This window comes from Bacillus sp. AG4(2022) (assembly GCF_031844465.1).
Lineage (GTDB): Bacteria > Bacillota > Bacilli > Bacillales > Cytobacillaceae > Bacillus_AB > Bacillus_AB infantis.
This window is the reverse complement of record NZ_JAUZVH010000002.1, coordinates 13,500-29,347: the sequence shown is the minus strand read 5'-3', so window position 1 is coordinate 29,347 and position 15,848 is coordinate 13,500. Positions and strand designations below refer to the sequence as shown.

Genomic DNA, 15,848 nt, shown 5'->3' with positions numbered 1-15,848 from the left:
TGGCATACTAAAAAGGTACAGCTCTACTTGAGCTGCACCTCATTACCTGTGATTGCTTCCAGCAAAAGTCTATAACCCTCTTCAGAGGGGTTCAGTTCAATTGCCTGTTCTGCATATTCTTTGGCCTTTGCAGTATCCTGCTCATTATAGGAAATGACGGCAAGATAGTAATACGCCCCATCCAGATCAGGCTGTTCAGCGACAAGCTCTTCAAGCCTGTTCCTTGCCTTCTCTGCTTCTCCTCTCTCCAGCTCCAGATAAGACAGAAGCAGCCGCATTTCAGCAGAAGAACTTTCTGAGTTTTCCACCCTTTCACTAACAAGGCTGTACGCTTTATCATATTCCCTGTTCTTGGTGTATTCCTGCGCCATTACAAAAACAGATTCCTCATCAAGCTCCCTGTCAGGACTGAAGCCATAGGAGAGCCCTGAATAAATGACGGCAGATGCCAGTACAAGGAAAAGGAGCTGTATACCGAATCTTCTTTTTTTAGGCAAATGGACCATACCGGCTGCAAGGAAGCCTCCTGCAAGGCCGCCAAGATGACCGGCATTATCGATGCCCGGTACAGAAAAACCAAAAAGCAGATTGATGCCGAGTACAATCAGGATGTTCAGCCCCATGGTCCTGAAGAATAATTTGGGCTGAATCAGGCCGAAATAGAGAAGTGCACCGAAACAGCCAAAAATGGCTCCGCTCGCACCCGCAGAAACACTTGAGTTGAACAGGAAGCTGGCCAGGGCGCCCATGAAACCTGCCAGAATATAAATGAACAGGAACCGTGTGCTTCCATATATCCTTTCTACAGCTGTTCCCAGATAATAAAGGGCCAATGTATTCATGATCAGATGCAGCAGACCGATATGAAGCACAATCGGTGTAAAGAAACGCCACCACTCACCTTCTAGAATGAGCGGATTGTATTTTGCCCCATATTCAATCAGCACTGAGGTTATCTCGCTTCCTCCATTAGCTTCCAGCCAAAAGAACATGGCTACCTGGATAAAGATAAAAAGGTAGGTGAAAATCGGTCTGCCCTGATTAAAAACAGCCTTATCTGCTTTCACTTTATCAGCTGCATTTCCCAGGGCAGCACGCTTTACGTTTTCTACTTCTGCTTCTTCATACTCCTGCTTTAAGTCAAATGAAATGGAAGTGCCGAGAAAATCCCCTGCTTTCTTCAGCCCATCTTCATAGCCTGCCCGGTCAATCAGGATATTGGCCACCTTCGTTTTGCCCCCTGCACCGGAAGGCGGATCAAGCCTGAATGTATAATCATCAACCGGCGGATAAGCCGTTATATATATATTGAGGATAGTCAGCTCTCTTTTTCTGACCTGCTTCCTTATGTTTTCTCCATTCGCTGCTGTGAGGTCAATATCGCGCTGGAGCGAATTTCCCCAATCCAGATTTCTCCGCAGCAGCCTGACTACCTGTGTATCCTTGCTTTCCAGTTTTTCGAGCCAGATTTCGTTCTGGTTCTTCGACATCTGCACAAGCCTGTAGTCTTTTTCGGCAATCAAAAAATAGGCCAGCCTCCAAAATAAATAATCTTCCATATATACCAATGCTTCCCCTACTTTCTTTGGCAACTCCGGCGCATTTACCCTCTTACACTATAGGCAATGCCCTCTCCTTTTGTCTAGCACCTGCTCCCGAACGTTCAGCAGTTATACATTTTTTCCTTATTTGCGCCCATCCTAAACAGACTTAAACAAATTGAACGGCATTTTCCCAAAATAAAAAGGCCCTTACTGGACCTTTTTTCGGGCAATTCCGGCAAGCTTACCAGCCTGTGTTTCCGGAAAACACCGATTTCATCATTTTATTCCTTACGCCTGGCACATTCATCAATGAAGTAACAAACAGGCGGCGCAGGACAGAGCTTCCCAGCACTGTATTCACCACTCGAAAACGGTTTTGATAAAGATAATATCCCCCGATGCCAATGGCTAATATGGAAATAATCCGTGACATACATCATCCCTCCTGAGATTATTTTTAACGAAAAACTCCATATTATCCATCAGCATTAAATGTTGCAGCCGGGTGCCTGTATGTATCATGACAGCCAAAGCAGGCAGCCGATCCACAAAAGAGAAGCAGCTGACCCGCTTGCAAAATTAACAGCATCGTTGGTCATCCATCTGAACCCGGAAACCAATTCAGACCTGTTTCCGCAATGTTTGCTTTTTTCCATCTCGGCCCCGCAGAATCCACATCTGTATGAAGCCTGCCAATAGGCGCCGATAAAGGTATCCAGTATATTACCGATGCATCCGAACAGAAAGATGGCCATCATATGCTCTGAAGAAAAGGAAAAAAGCAAAGCTGCTCCCCCAGCTATAACCAGCGAGCCTGCTGCACCTGCTGCCGACCCAAGGACGCTTACTGCCCCGGATGTCCCTGCTGATGCTTTTCTCCATGTCCTGATGGAGATAGGGGAGGATTTGCTCAAAGCCCCTATCTCTGAAGACCAGGTATCCGAATTGGCGCTGGCCAGGGAAATAGAAAAGGCAGAAAGCCACAGGATCTGCGGATCAAAAGCGTATATGATGCTGAAGAGTGCAGCAAGCCCCCCATTGGCTGCGACCTGAAGCCAGTTTCTCTGCGCTCCCTTTCCCTGCTTTTCTTCCATCGCTGTTTTTTGTTTCTTTTTATATACCGACCAAAAGCTGGATGTTAAAAAAAACAGCCCCAGAAGAGCCAGCCCCCGCCAGCCGGTCCCCATAACTATGCATATTCCCGCTGCTGCGGCTGCAATGCTCCCTGACGGAGCCAGAAGACGAAGCTTCAGGCTTAGGAAAGCTGCGAGCAGCACAAAAGCTGCCGGCCATAAAAAATCAAACATCATCAGGAGCTGTAATAATCATATCAATTTTTTTGTCGTGGGGCTCAACAGGCATTTCAGGAACCATTTGCATGCGGAAGGCAAGGGAAATGGTGTCCCCGCCATATCCGGCTAGCCAGCGGTCATAATAGCCTCCTCCGAAGCCAAGCCGCAAGCCGCCGGAACAATAAGCAAGGCCGGGGACAATCATCAGGCCGAATTCCTCCGGCTCAATCTTTTCTGTCAATGCTTCAATAGGTTCCAATAAACCGTAATACACGGATTCCAGCTCGAGGAAGGAAGTCAGCCTCCTGAATTCCATCTTTCTATCCGCAGGAAAGCATTTAGGGACTGCGACCCTCTTTCCTTCCTCCCAGGCGCGGCGGATAATTTGCAGGGTATCCGGTTCAGGAAACCTGGAGACTGTTATCCCGATTGTATCTGCCTTTTTCCAGCTTTCTTCATTATATAGCCTTTGTGCCAGCTGATAGGACCATTGTTCATATTCCTGTTTCGTTATTTCCGAAAGCTTCTCTTTCACTTCTTTCCGAAGCTTATTTTTATCTGCCAAGTCATTTCCTTCCCTTCAGAGCCTTTTTCTTCATCATAGCATAATAGGGGATATGAAGAGGAATATACGGATGAAGAAAAAAAAAGCCCGGACAAGTCCGGACTCTAAAAATGAAAACAAAAAAACAGTGGAAGAATCCACTGTTTATTTTGTTTCGCGGTGCAATGTAACACGCTTCAATCTTGGGCTGTATTTCTTAAGCTCAAGACGATCTGGGTTGTTACGTTTATTTTTTTTAGTAATATAGTTACGATCACCAGTCTCTGTGCAAGCCAACGTAATGTTCACACGCATGTAATTTCCCTCCAAACTATGTTTCATCCTAGTTCGTTCATACGACTTTTCTATAATATCATTAATTCAGCTTAAATGCTAGTCCGTTTTTTCATGACTTTTAATTTTTGATCAAACATTCTTATCCAGCGGCCTTAGCGAAACAGAAGCCCCTCCATGGACCATATTTTTTGCTGGTATGGAAATCTCCAAAAGCAGCACACTGGAAGTCTCCCCCCTGATCATCGGGACATAATTCAATATTCCCCTTTTTTCATGCTTCCAGATTTGTCCGTCCAAAGCAGCACTCATGGACAGGGCCGAAAGCTGTGTCCGATTCCTGCAGGGTGAATCAGGAGTGATCAGGAACAGCTTGTTATTACATGCGTGATAAATCGCCTCTCTTGAAGGTGAAACAAATGAAAAAGCCTCGCCCGCTGCTTCCTGATAAAAAGCAAACAATAATTTAACAGAGATGGAAGATGCTTGTTCATTTGCCACTTTCGCAAAAAATAAATCAGATTCTGTTTCGGCCTTTTCTTGGCTAAAAGAGACCGTAACTCCTTTTTTAAGAAAAATCTCCCCGCCATATCCCTTTTCCTGCCAGCAGGTCCGGCCTTCCAGCCATACTCCCTGCCTGACGAGCAGCTTCCCGCCTGCCCGCCTGCTGTCTTGGTCCAAATCTTGCAGATTGGCTGATTGTCTCATTGCCTCGCACCTTTATCCCTTCTATATAGTCAGATGGCCCGCTAGATTCTGCAGCCCAGCACACAGTCTTCAATCACCCGTTTGGTTTCTTCAGCGATCCTGTCCCAGCTGAACAGCTGCAGAGCCGCAGTCTTTCCCATGCTTCCGATCACTTCGGCTTCTTGTTCATTGCAAAGGAGGAAAGCGGCTTGTTCCTTAAAGCTTTGAGCACTTCCCGGCTCCATCAGCAGACCTGTTCTTCTATGGCTGATAATCCCTTTCAGGCCGCCTGTGTCTGACACGATGGTAGGTTTGCCATGCATCATCGATTCCAGCGCCACTATACCAAAAGGCTCATATTCACTTGGAAAAACCGCAACATTACATAGTGAAAATAAAGCGTTGCGCTGCTCATCACCAATGAATCCTATAAAGAATACGGTCCCGGACAGCCCCATTTCTTCCGTTTTCCTTCTATAGAAATCCAATAGCGGACCTTTTCCAGCTATAAAATAATACACATCCGGAAACTCTTCTTTCATGAGGGCTGCTGCTTCCAATAGGGTATCAAAGCCTTTTTCCTTCACCATTCTGCCAAGGGAAAATACTAGCCTTCTGTGCGGGTCAACTGGCAGCTGGCTTAAAACATCTTTTTCCGGCTGGCGAAAATCACCAGGATGAATTCCATTGGCTATGATGTGAACAGGCTTTCCTTCTATATGAAAGATTTTCCGGATCTCATCTCTCATATATCTGCTGCAGACAATCAGCATATCTGCAGCCTCAGCCAGCCTGCTTTCCTTCTGATGAATGAACTTCTGTATTTCCGTATATATGCCCTTATTCCTTCCATATTCCGTTGCATGTATCGTTGCCAAGAGCGGTATGCCGAGCTCAGATTTCAGCGATTCTGAAGCTGGTCCTGCAAGCCAGTCATGTGCATGTATGAGGGAGAAGCGGTGGATACGTGCCAGCTCCAGCCCTTTTTCAGCCATAGCCAGATTCAGGCTCCCTACCCAGTACAGAAAATCTTCTTCTGCAGCAGCAAGCGGCTTCACCCGATGGACAGTGACTCCATCTGCACTCTCCTCCTTCGGCGCGCCGTCTGTACCGGCAGTAAGAACATGAACGTCGAAGCCTTTTCCTGCAAGGCTGGTGGCCAGTCCATGGACATGACGGGAAAGGCCTCCGACGATATTGGGCGGGTACTCCCAGGACAGCATCAGTATCTTTGGCAAACTGCCCTTTTCGGCAATATGCTCTCCTCTGCCTCCAATTGCTGCAAGGATGGGTGATTTCACCTCCAGTTCCTCCAGGATGGCCTCTCCTCCCTCCCCAGCCGCAAAAAGCTTCTCCAGCTTCCGGAATGCTTCGGCATGCTTCTCTGATTCGCCCCGGTAATCGGGATGTGCTCCAAGGGTATTCAAGAAAAACATCCATTCTCTTGCCATTTGTTTATAAATCCTCAGCTCCCGGCTATTCATCAAAGATTCTGCAATCTTCTCAAGTTTCCTTTCCTGGAAGAAGCACTCCTCCCATAAGCCGGATATCTCTTCAAATGGAACTCCGCAATTTTCTAAAAATGATGAGGAAAGGTGCACCCTTTCCAATTCCTCAGCTCTTTCCTTGGCGGAGGAGACTGATACAGCGGATAGTTCTTCAAGGTTAGAAACATTGAGATCATGCAGGCTGACCGCCGGCATACCATCTTCCTTTTTTTCTGTCCCCTTAAAGTGATAGACAGGAATCATGATTACCCCGTGGGGAGATAAGACCTCTCTCTTCCTTCCATCCTGCGGCGCCGGGTCTGCATAGCCGATCGTCCTGCCGTTTATATAGCTGTGAAGGATACCTGCTTCAGCCAGATAAAGATCCAGCCCTTGCTCATAAGCCCCTTTTGGAAACCAGAATCCTGCCGGATGGATGGAAAAATAATCATTTATGATGGAAATCCCAGAATCAATCTGCATTCTTATTCCATGCTGAGTCGAAAGAAAAGGGAGGATCGCTGAACATGACGGAGAAGCAAGGAGCTCCAGTTGGCCGCTTTCGGCAAGCTGGCGCACAAAGATATTCAGCCTTCCCTGATGCTTCTCCCAAATTTGAAGCACCTTTCCAGCCCGCTTATCCTTGTTTAAATAGTCAGCCATTTTCTGCTGAAAATCAGGCTGATCGAGAAGTTCAAAGTAGATGGGAGTTACCGCCAGCTTAATCCCTTGTTTTTCCTGAACATTGTCGAGAAGCAGAACGAACTTCTCAGTAAAAGAAAAAACTTCATCCTGCATTTCCCGGTTCTCTGAATAAAAGTTCATGACAGGCGCTTCTGCGTATACGATAAATCCTTCTGTAGCAGCCAGTTTAAACGCCTCCCTTTTCATTTGTATAAAAGCTGTATGTGCTGACATGTTCAATCCAATTTGGCGGGGACCCATTTTCGTGTGCTTTTAGATCTTCCATAAGACGCCCTGCCTGTGCTTCGGAATTCCTCGGTATTTGAACTGAATTGGATCTCATAAAGGGTATGAATCTGCCGCGAATCCTGGCTCCTGCTTCAATGCAGTAAGACCGGTCAGGGGCCAGGTTTTTAAAAATGCTGGAGTTCTGCCCTTCAGCGAGGATATGTTCCTGGATACTGTGTGCATTGCTGCCATTAAAGATTATGCTGGTGATATCATAAAGCCTGATTGCATCCTCCAGTTCACTTACATGAACTTCAAAATATGACGCAGCAAGGGATTTCTTCATGGCTGCCGTCCTCCAGAAGGAATATATGCATCCATCCTGCACTTGCCAGGCAGCTATCCCCTCTTCCTTCATCAAACAATCCGGCGGTACCCGGCCCGCTTCTGTCACACTCTGTTTTTGCTCCTTTTCATCCTCTTTCTCCTCCGTCTCTTTCAAGTGTTTCATCCACTGATACTGAACTTTTCCCCGGGTTGTACCGAGCTCTTTTGCAATATTCCTGAAAGAAAGCCCTTTCTCCCTTAATCTGATAATTTCAGATTGCATGGTGCACCTCCTGCCGGCCAACCTGCCATTATATGCCCTGCCGGCCCGTCTTATTACTCTCATGTTATCACTGAACCTGCGCCCCCACAATGAACGCATTTTGTCGTATTATGCAGGTCCTTTGAGCACTGGCACCGGAGGGCAAATTAATTTTTCTGCATGAGTTTAGAACCAGTCATTCCGGCCGGATTCTGTTTTAAACTCGGCCAAAAGTACGGATTATGCAGATAAACCTTCTTTTCCTGCTAGATGGAGTCGAATTTTGTCATCTGTAATGGTAAAATTACTAGGGCACTAAAAAATTATTATTGAGGTGAATATAATGGGTTATGTAATGATCGGCCTGATAGCCGCGGCAATATTGCTTCTCATACTCTCGTTTTTCCTGAAAGATCCATATAAAAGCATTCGTGAAGAAATCGACCAGGTATCAATCCATCAGATACAGGAACTTTACTTGATTAAGAAAAAGCTGAAGGTGCTTGAAGAAGAGCTATTAGTTGACGGAGCTGCTGCCAAACCGGCAGGCCAGCCGCTCTCTTCCGGGCCAGTCAATCCCATATTGAAGAATCAGGTTCTCTCCCTTTCACAGCAGGGGCTGTCCATCGACCAGATTTCAAAGCAGTCCTCCCTTTCCAGAAACTCTGTACAGGAGATCGTCAATGAATTTTCTGCAAGGAGAGAGTACTCATGAACAGACTGACCTTGCGGGCATTTTCACTTGGGATGCTGATTACAGCGTGTCTCATTGGTGCTTTTTATTTCTTTTCAAAAGACGATTATATCAGTCTCGCAGATGCTAAAGCTGCCAAGGCAAGCGTAAAGGAAAATGGATATGTCCTCTTAACGGAAAAAGAATACAATGAATTGAAGGGCAAACCTGCTAATGAAACAGAAGGCAGCAAGGCAGAGGGCCAAGCCGCTGAAAAGCCATCCAATGAAGGCGATAAAAAGGCAGATGCAGAGGAAAAAAACAAACAAGATGAGCAGGAAAACGAAGCTGAACCAAAGGTGATTACCTATAAAATCACGATTTCAAGCGGAATGGATACCGGAGAGATTGCAAGCCAGCTGGCTGCAGCAAAGATCATCACCAATGAGTCAGCATTTAAGCAGTACCTCATTTCCAGCGGCATGCATACAAAGATCCAGCTTGGCACGTTTGAACTGAACAATGAAATGACTTCCCAGCAGATTGCAACTGTCATTACCAAAGGCAGATAAAGAAAGAAGCGGATGGAGAGGCACTTGCCCTCCATCCATTTTCATTCAAATAAAAGAGCCCTGCAGAATCCGGGATCCTGCAGGGCTCTTTGCTTTAGCTGTTCAAATCATAGTGCCTTCCTTTAACAAGATAAAACACGCTTTCGGATATGTTGGTCACATGGTCTGCGGCCCTTTCAAGATAGCGGCAGATAAAGGACAGCTGGGTGATCTGCGGCAGGTATTCAGGCTTCTGCAGATTGATCTGCAGGAGCTCCTGTATCGTCTGGCCGTACAAGTCATCAACCTGATCATCCATTTCTGCCACTTCTTTTGCTTTCCTGACATCTTCTTCATTGAAAGCCTCAAGCGACATCTTAAGCATCCTGGAAGTGATTTCATACATTTCTTTAATATGGACGATCGGCTTAACATGCTCCTCGCTTCCAATGCGGATGGTTGATTTTGCGATGTTGACGGCAAAATCAGCTATCCTTTCAATGTCGGTGGCAATTTTGATCGCCACAATGATTCTTCTTAGATCAATTGCGACCGGCTGCTGCTTCGCTATCAGAAGGATGGCAAGATCATTGATTTCCTCATACAGCACATCAGCTTTTGTATCGTCCTCCATGATTTCAAGCGATGACTCAATATCCTTGCTTTCAAGGGCATTAATCGCCCGGAGCAAAGCCTGATCGGCAAAATTGCCCAGTTCCATCAATTTATTCTGCAGCTCTTTTAAATCATAATGAAATTTTTCGCGGATTGCCATTTTATAAGCTCCCTTCTTTTCCTGTAAAGTGTGTTTTCCTTTTTAACCGGGCATCAACCAAATCGGCCTGTAATATAATCTTCTGTCCTCTTGTCAACAGGATTCGAGAAGATCTTATCTGTATTGGAAAACTCGATCACTTCACCATTTAAAAAGAAAGCAGTCTTATCTGAAATACGGGCAGCCTGCTGCATATTGTGGGTAACGATGATGATGCTGAATTCTTTCTTCAGCTCCTGCACAAGCTCCTCAACCTTCAGTGTGGAGATAGGGTCCAGGGCAGAGGTCGGCTCATCCATCAGGATGACATCAGGTTCAATGGCGAGGCAGCGGGCGATGCAGAGACGCTGCTGCTGGCCTCCGGACAGACCAAAGGCATTCTGGTTCAGCCGGTCCTTCACTTCATCCCAAATAGCTGCTCCCTTCAAGCTCTTTTCCACAATCTGATCAAGAATTTTTTTATCGCGGATCCCATGGATCCTTGGCCCGTAGGCGACATTTTCATAGATGGATTTCGGAAAAGGATTAGGCTTCTGGAATACCATGCCTACTTTTGTACGCAGCTCTTCCACTTTATAAGACTTATCAAAAATATTCCTGCCCCTGTAAGCAATTTCTCCTGAAGTCCTAACTCCGGGAACAAGCTCAATCATCCTGTTCAGCGTTTTGATATAAGTTGATTTTCCGCAGCCTGAAGGGCCGATGATGGCTGTCACTTCATTTTCATAGATATCCAGATCGATATTCTTCAATGCATTATTGTCGCCATACCATAAGTTCAGCTGGCTCGTTTTGTATACGATGCTTTTTTCATTAACAGACCCCTGGGTAATGCCTTTTCTGACTGCTGGTGCATTCACTTTATCTTTTGTTGCGTTCATTATGAAAAACTCCCCTTCATCCTATATTATTAGCCCGTCTGATTGGATGCCCATGAAAAATGGGCAAGCTGAAATCTGATCAAACATTTAAGAGCCTTAATATCTTTTCTGAAATTTATTTCTGATCAGGACGGCAACAGAGTTCATGCCGATCAGAAGCACGAGCAGAACAATGATTCCTGCAGCTGCAAGCGCCTGAAACTCCTCCTGCGGCCTTCCGGTCCAGTTATAAATCTGCATTGGCAGTACAGTGAACATATCAAACACAGACCTCGGCAGGAACGCCAGGAACAGCGGAAGTCCCAGGACGACGAGCGGAGCTGTTTCCCCGATTGCCCGGGACAGCGCCAGGATGCCGCCTGTCAGTATGCCGGGCACCGCAGCAGGCATAACAACACGCACAATGGTCTGCCACTTGGTGGCACCCATTCCGTAAGAAGCTTCTCTAAGCTCTTTGGGAACGGAACGGATCGCTTCCTGTGAGGCTACAATGATGATCGGCAAAACAAGCAGGCTCATAGTCAGCCCGGCAGCAATAACACTTGTGCCAAATCCTGCTGCTCTTACAAATACAGTCAGACCGAGCAGCCCGAAAACGATCGATGGCACACCTGCAAGGTTTGAGATATTCACTTGGATGAAATCAGTAAACTTATTTTTCTTCGCGTATTCTTCCAGGTAGATCGCCGTTCCCACTCCAAGCAGAAGTGATACCGGGGCAACGACGCCCATGAGCCAAATGGTTCCGATCAAAGCTGTTTTAACCCCTGCCAGTTCAGGCTTTCGGGATGGCAGGCTTTGAAGGAACTGCATATCAAGGTAGCCGGCTCCTTGAGTGAGTATCCGATACAATAAGATTCCTAAAATCAATAATCCAAACATGGTAGCTGCCAGGAATATCAATTTAAACAGTACATTCTTATACAGCCTTGGTTTCATTTTGTTAACGACAGATGTATGGTCAATCAGCTTCATCAGTATTCCTCCCTAAAGCGGCGGGAAATGAACTGGGCGAACAGATTCATTACTAAAGTGAACAGGAAGAGTGTAAATCCAACCGCGTATATGCTGTAATAGATCGTTGTCCCGTAGCCGGCATCACCCTGGCTGACCTGGACAATATAGGCTGTCATGGTTTGGATGCTGTTTGTCACGTCCCACGAAAGGTTCGGAGTCGATCCGCCTGCCACTGCTACAATCATTGTTTCTCCGATTGCCCTTGATACTGCAAGAACAACGGAAGCAATAATGCCTGATAATGCTGCCGGCAGGACTACCTTAAAGGCCACCTCCAGCTTAGTCGATCCCATCGCAAGAGCCCCTTCCCGCATCGCACGCGGAACCGAAGACATAGCGTCCTCCGAAAGGGAAGCTATCATCGGCGTAATCATGATGCCGATCACAATTCCCGGGCTCAGGGCATTAAAGATTTCAAGAGAAGGAATAATATCCCGAAGGATTGGCGTTACAAATGTCAGTGCAAAAAAACCGTAAACAATCGTCGGTATGCCGGCCAGAACCTCAAGGACCGGCTTAATGATCCTTCTTGTCCTGTCAGATGCATACTCACTCAAAAAGATGGCCGATGCGAGGCCGATTGGCACCGCAACTATAACAGCAATGGCTGTTACTTTCAATGTTCCTGAAACAAGCGGCAGAATCCCATATGAACCCTGTGATTCAGAGAAAGGATACCATTTCTGGGCGGTCAGGAACTCACCTATGCTCACCTTGTCAAAGAAGATGAATGTTTCTACAATAAGAGTCATGACAATGCCGATCGTCGTCAGCACTGAAACTGCAGCTGTCAGCAGCAGAAGCCAAGGTACGAGCTTTTCAATTATATTTCCTGCATTTTTCTTTTGCTTTTTTTCCTGAATCATTTCCTGGACGGAAAATGTGTCCGATGACTTTAATAGTGCCAAAATGAAAACCCCTTTCATCCGCATAGCAAGATGAGAAGCACAGGTGACGCGCTTCCCATCATAAAATTGTTAAATATTATTTAAGGCCTTCTAATGTCTTCATTGCCTCATCATACTCTTCATCCTTCAGCTTTACATAGCCTACATCTTCTGAAAGGACGCCGGCATTCTCGATCGTATATTTGACAAACTCATAAACTTCTTCATTTTTAAGAGATTCGTTTTTCACATAAGTGAAGAGCGGCCTTGACAATGGTGCATATTCTCCGCTTTCTACTGTTTCATTGTTCGGTTCAACAGGGCCGTTTCCGCCGTCAATCGGAACAACCTTCAGGCTGTCTTTGTTTTCAGCATAATAAGCATAGCCGAAGTAGCCAATAGCGTTTTTGTCGCCTGTTACACCTTGTACCAGTACGTTGTCATCCTCAGAAAGTGTGGCTTTTTCAACGATAGGCGCTTCTTCAAGGATTACTTCATCAAAATAGTCATATGTGCCGGAATCTGTACCTGGTGAATAGAATTTAATTTCCTCTTCAGGCCAGCCTTCACGGATATCGGACCATTTTTTCACTGATCCATCTTCAATCCACATTTTCTTCAGTTCTTCAACAGTCAGGTGATCAACCCAGTCATTGTCTTTGCTTACTACAACAGAGAGGCCGTCATTGGCAAGTTTGAATTCTGTGTATTCAATTCCTTTGCTTTCAAGCTCTGCTGCTTCTTCTTCTTTAATCGGACGGGATGCGTTGCTCAAATCTGTGTCACCGGCGATGAATGCCTTAAAGCCTCCGCCAGTACCTGATGATGCAACAGAAACTTTTACTCCAGGCTGTTCCATTCCGAACTCTTCAACGACAGCTTCCATGATTGGATATACAGTAGAAGAACCATCGATATTAATTTCGCCTTGAAGCTGCTTATCTTCATCACTTGCTTGCTCTGTGCTGTTGCCTCCGTCTGTTTGGGAACCATTTGTTGTTCCTTCTTCAGAGTTGCCGCAAGCTGCTGTGAATGCTAGCACTGCCCCGATCATTGCTGATAGTGCCAAGTACTTAAAGCTTTTCATTTCTTTATTCCCCCTAAGAGATTTGGTTGTTTTGTCCTACGAGTATTAGAATAAGGCTTTTCTATTAATCTGGTTTTAACTAAATGTAAAGCTTTTGTAAATGAGGTCTCCTTTTGTATTAAAATGTCGGATTTGAGGGAATGAAGATAAATTTGAACATAGAAAAGCCTGTCCCCGGAGGAGACAGGCTTATACTTATAATGAAAGATTTATATAGCTGCTGATTTATGTTCCAGGCACTTCGCTTTCCGCGGGGTCTCAAAAACTCTGCTGCCTCCTGCAGGACGTTGAATCTGCTTCTTCAAACTGCCCGCGCAGGAGAAAAATGCGCATGCATTTTATGATGAGTCTGCGTGCCTTGCTTATTACAGTCCAGCTTCCTCACGTTCAGCTTCCTGGCCTTCTTTTACATCTTCAATATTCTCCACTTTTTGGACTGCTTCTTCTTTATCTTTATTTTCTTCGGCACGCTTCTTCTTCAGATCGAAATAGGCATCCAGCACACGCTCGCCGATTTTTTTGTTGGCTCCATGATCGACGCTTCCCTGGTAGGCCCATGGGACTAGAACAGCCATGGCTACCTCAGGATTATCTGAAGGTGCATAGCTTACAAGGCTCAGGTTCATGGTTTCAGGCGGCTCCTTGCCGAAATCCTCTCTTCTTGGTCCATCGTAGAAGGCCTCCGCAGTCCCCGTTTTCCCTGCCGGCTTATAAGTTTTCCCTTTTCCGCCAAAGCTTCCGTAAGCTGTGCCGCCCGGCTCCTGCATAACCCTCCTGAAGCCTTCCTGGACGCGTTCAATCCAGTTTTCTTCTACATCAAGCCTGTTCAAGACCTTCGGCTTGATTTCCTCAAGAATCGGCCCGAGTTCACTGTTGTCCATCAGAGGCTCACGGATTTCTTTGACAATATGGGGCTCCATCCGGTTGCCGCCGTTGGCGATAGTGGAAACATATTGGGCAAGCTGCATATTGGAATAGGTGTCATACTGCCCAATTGCAAGGTCAAGCATAAAACCGGGCTTGTCGCTCATCCCCTTGAATCCGGTCTGCTCATTCGGCAGGTCGATTCCTGTCCTGACCCCAAGGCCAAATTGCGCGAAGGAATCCCGGATTGTATCAAACCCTTCCTCATTGAGCGGTAGCGGCCTGTCCGGCTTATAGACACCGTCCCCGATCCTTATGGCTGTCTGGAACATATAGACGTTGGAGGAATATTTCAGCGCATTGATATCATCTAGCGGCCCAAAGTTCTTCCATGATTTTTTTATTGGAGTGCCTTTGATTCGCAGAGGCCCGTCGAAGATGACTGACCCCGGCTGGATGACCCCTTCTTTATAGCCCGTAAGGATGGTGGCACCCTTTACAGCTGATCCGACATTATAGGTCGTCGTAATATTTCCCAGGGCATCATCCTGCATCTCGCCGTCAACGATTTTCTTGCCGGCCATCGTCAGGATTTCCCCGGTCATCGGATCCATCAGGACGGTATATGCCCTGTCTAGAAGTGCGGTTCCAGGGGAACGCTTGGCGGCCCTGAGCTCTTCCTCAAGGATCTTTTCCACTTCCTTCTGAAGTTCCATATCGATGCTCAGGACCAGGTCCTTGCCCCTTTGCCCTTCGCTGATCGTCTCAGTCTTCAGAAGGCTTCCGCCTTTATCGGTTATATTTTTAACCTTTGCTTTCTGGCCATGAAGGACATCCTCATATTGCAATTCGATATAGCTTTTCCCGACCCTGTCATTGCGGCTGTAATCTCGTGCCAGGTAATAATCCACCTTTTCCGCAGGCAGGCCTTCATCTGATTTTGAGATCCTTCCCAGCACCGATTGCAGCGTGCTGCCAAAAGCATAATATCTTTCCCAGTCAGTTGTCGTGTCCACGCCTGGAAGGAATTGAAGATTTTCACTGACAACTGCAAATTCTTCATTGGTGACATCTTTATTTTTCACAATTTGCGGAGTCAATGCATATCCGCTTGTGAAATCCCTGTAGATCGCCAGAATTTCTAAATCTTTATCTGTGAGGGAACTCAGCTCTTCCTCTGTGATGCGATCCAGTTTCAAATCATATACTTTTTTATTGAACTCTTTATCATCTTCATATTTTTCCTTTAAGGCATCAAGCTCTTTTTGTGTTACTTTTGCATCTGCCTTTTCCTGGTTCTTTATGATCCAGTAATCTTTCTTATCCCTCTCCTGGACTTTTTCTGTATCCTTCTGAATCAGGCTGGCCAGATTTTCCGCTACCTTAAGCATTTCCTCCTGGCTTGCGCCTTTATTTGTGTAAGTGATGGCATTCTGCGGCGTATTGTCCACAATTACCTTGCCAGTGCTGTCAAACATCTTGCCCCGCGGAACAGGGTTATTGACAGTCACGTCCTCCGTCCTCTCAATTTCCCTTTTGTAGTCATCCCCATACACAATCTGAACAACGCCAAGGCGAAGGATCAGCATGGAAAACAGCAAAAATACAGCAAAGAACAGCATGTTCAGCCTCATAGGCACATGGTTCTTCTTTTTTCTCTTTTTATTCAAAACAGCAGCACACTTCTTTCCTCATGAATTGTCTTCTTATATTGTAAAAGAAAGTAGAAAATATTTCTATAAACAGCCTGCTGGTTTTAACAGG

At 46.1% G+C, this 15,848-nt stretch carries 16 protein-coding genes; 2 read left to right on the top strand and 14 right to left on the bottom strand.

Features of this window, described 5'->3' with window-relative positions; genetic code table 11:
- Positions 1 to 23: 23 nt before the first annotated feature.
- The 8 genes from Q9R36_RS05570 to Q9R36_RS05535 all read right to left on the bottom strand — a co-directional run bounded on the left by Q9R36_RS05570 (position 24) and on the right by Q9R36_RS05535 (position 7,370).
- On the bottom strand, positions 24 to 1,559 hold the full coding sequence (locus tag Q9R36_RS05570; RefSeq protein WP_311224640.1) for a rhomboid family intramembrane serine protease: 1,536 nt from the start codon (positions 1,557 to 1,559) through the stop codon (positions 24 to 26).
- A 226-nt stretch (positions 1,560 to 1,785) separates the two neighbouring features.
- A complete protein-coding gene (locus tag Q9R36_RS05565; RefSeq protein ID WP_009794893.1) occupies positions 1,786 to 1,977 on the bottom strand; it encodes a hypothetical protein in 192 nt (63 codons plus the stop codon).
- Positions 1,978 to 2,062: 85 nt separating this feature from the next.
- The gene (locus Q9R36_RS05560; RefSeq protein WP_009794891.1) at positions 2,063 to 2,854 is read right to left on the bottom strand and encodes a DUF92 domain-containing protein; all 792 of its coding nucleotides are present in this window, start codon (positions 2,852 to 2,854) and stop codon (positions 2,063 to 2,065) included.
- Positions 2,844 to 3,401, bottom strand: coding sequence for a 5-formyltetrahydrofolate cyclo-ligase (locus tag Q9R36_RS05555; RefSeq protein ID WP_022544191.1), 558 nt, complete (start codon positions 3,399 to 3,401; stop codon positions 2,844 to 2,846). The genes Q9R36_RS05560 and Q9R36_RS05555 overlap by 11 nt, the downstream gene beginning before the upstream one ends.
- Before the next feature lie 144 nt (positions 3,402 to 3,545).
- Positions 3,546 to 3,695 carry a 50S ribosomal protein L33 gene (gene rpmG, locus Q9R36_RS05550; protein ID WP_022544192.1) on the bottom strand — a complete coding sequence of 50 codons (150 nt, stop codon included), beginning with the start codon at positions 3,693 to 3,695 and terminating at the stop codon, positions 3,546 to 3,548.
- A 111-nt stretch (positions 3,696 to 3,806) separates the two neighbouring features.
- On the bottom strand, positions 3,807 to 4,382 hold the full coding sequence (locus Q9R36_RS05545; protein WP_009794887.1) for a hypothetical protein: 576 nt from the start codon (positions 4,380 to 4,382) through the stop codon (positions 3,807 to 3,809).
- 41 nt (positions 4,383 to 4,423) lie between these two features.
- On the bottom strand, positions 4,424 to 6,766 hold the full coding sequence (locus Q9R36_RS05540; RefSeq protein WP_311224639.1) for a glycosyltransferase: 2,343 nt from the start codon (positions 6,764 to 6,766) through the stop codon (positions 4,424 to 4,426).
- Positions 6,720 to 7,370 (bottom strand): DUF4912 domain-containing protein, encoded by a 651-nt coding sequence (locus Q9R36_RS05535; RefSeq protein WP_022544193.1) that lies wholly within the window; start codon positions 7,368 to 7,370, stop codon positions 6,720 to 6,722. The genes Q9R36_RS05540 and Q9R36_RS05535 overlap by 47 nt, the downstream gene beginning before the upstream one ends.
- A 322-nt stretch (positions 7,371 to 7,692) precedes the next feature.
- Between Q9R36_RS05535 and Q9R36_RS05530 the strand changes: the two genes are divergently transcribed.
- Both Q9R36_RS05530 and Q9R36_RS05525 read left to right on the top strand, forming a co-directional pair.
- Positions 7,693 to 8,064 (top strand): hypothetical protein, encoded by a 372-nt coding sequence (locus Q9R36_RS05530; RefSeq protein ID WP_009794884.1) that lies wholly within the window; start codon positions 7,693 to 7,695, stop codon positions 8,062 to 8,064.
- A complete protein-coding gene (locus Q9R36_RS05525; RefSeq protein ID WP_253618001.1) occupies positions 8,061 to 8,594 on the top strand; it encodes an endolytic transglycosylase MltG in 534 nt (177 codons plus the stop codon). Before Q9R36_RS05530 ends, Q9R36_RS05525 begins: the two co-directional genes overlap by 4 nt.
- A 94-nt stretch (positions 8,595 to 8,688) precedes the next feature.
- Here Q9R36_RS05525 and phoU read toward each other — a convergent pair whose 3' ends face one another.
- From phoU to Q9R36_RS05495, 6 genes are all read right to left on the bottom strand, one after another.
- A complete protein-coding gene (gene phoU, locus Q9R36_RS05520) occupies positions 8,689 to 9,348 on the bottom strand; it encodes a phosphate signaling complex protein PhoU (RefSeq protein ID WP_009794882.1) in 660 nt (219 codons plus the stop codon).
- A gap of 53 nt (positions 9,349 to 9,401) precedes the next feature.
- Positions 9,402 to 10,229 carry a phosphate ABC transporter ATP-binding protein PstB gene (pstB, locus tag Q9R36_RS05515; protein WP_224951515.1) on the bottom strand — a complete coding sequence of 276 codons (828 nt, stop codon included), beginning with the start codon at positions 10,227 to 10,229 and terminating at the stop codon, positions 9,402 to 9,404.
- Between the two features lie 96 nt (positions 10,230 to 10,325).
- Positions 10,326 to 11,204 carry a phosphate ABC transporter permease PstA gene (pstA, locus tag Q9R36_RS05510; RefSeq protein WP_009794880.1) on the bottom strand — a complete coding sequence of 293 codons (879 nt, stop codon included), beginning with the start codon at positions 11,202 to 11,204 and terminating at the stop codon, positions 10,326 to 10,328.
- A complete protein-coding gene (gene pstC, locus Q9R36_RS05505) occupies positions 11,204 to 12,178 on the bottom strand; it encodes a phosphate ABC transporter permease subunit PstC (RefSeq protein ID WP_009794879.1) in 975 nt (324 codons plus the stop codon). The genes pstA and pstC overlap by 1 nt, the downstream gene beginning before the upstream one ends.
- A 52-nt stretch (positions 12,179 to 12,230) precedes the next feature.
- Positions 12,231 to 13,220, bottom strand: coding sequence for a PstS family phosphate ABC transporter substrate-binding protein (locus tag Q9R36_RS05500; RefSeq protein ID WP_009794878.1), 990 nt, complete (start codon positions 13,218 to 13,220; stop codon positions 12,231 to 12,233).
- A 365-nt stretch (positions 13,221 to 13,585) separates the two neighbouring features.
- A complete protein-coding gene (locus Q9R36_RS05495; protein WP_035403010.1) occupies positions 13,586 to 15,754 on the bottom strand; it encodes a peptidoglycan D,D-transpeptidase FtsI family protein in 2,169 nt (722 codons plus the stop codon).
- Between the last annotated feature and the right edge of the window lie 94 nt (positions 15,755 to 15,848).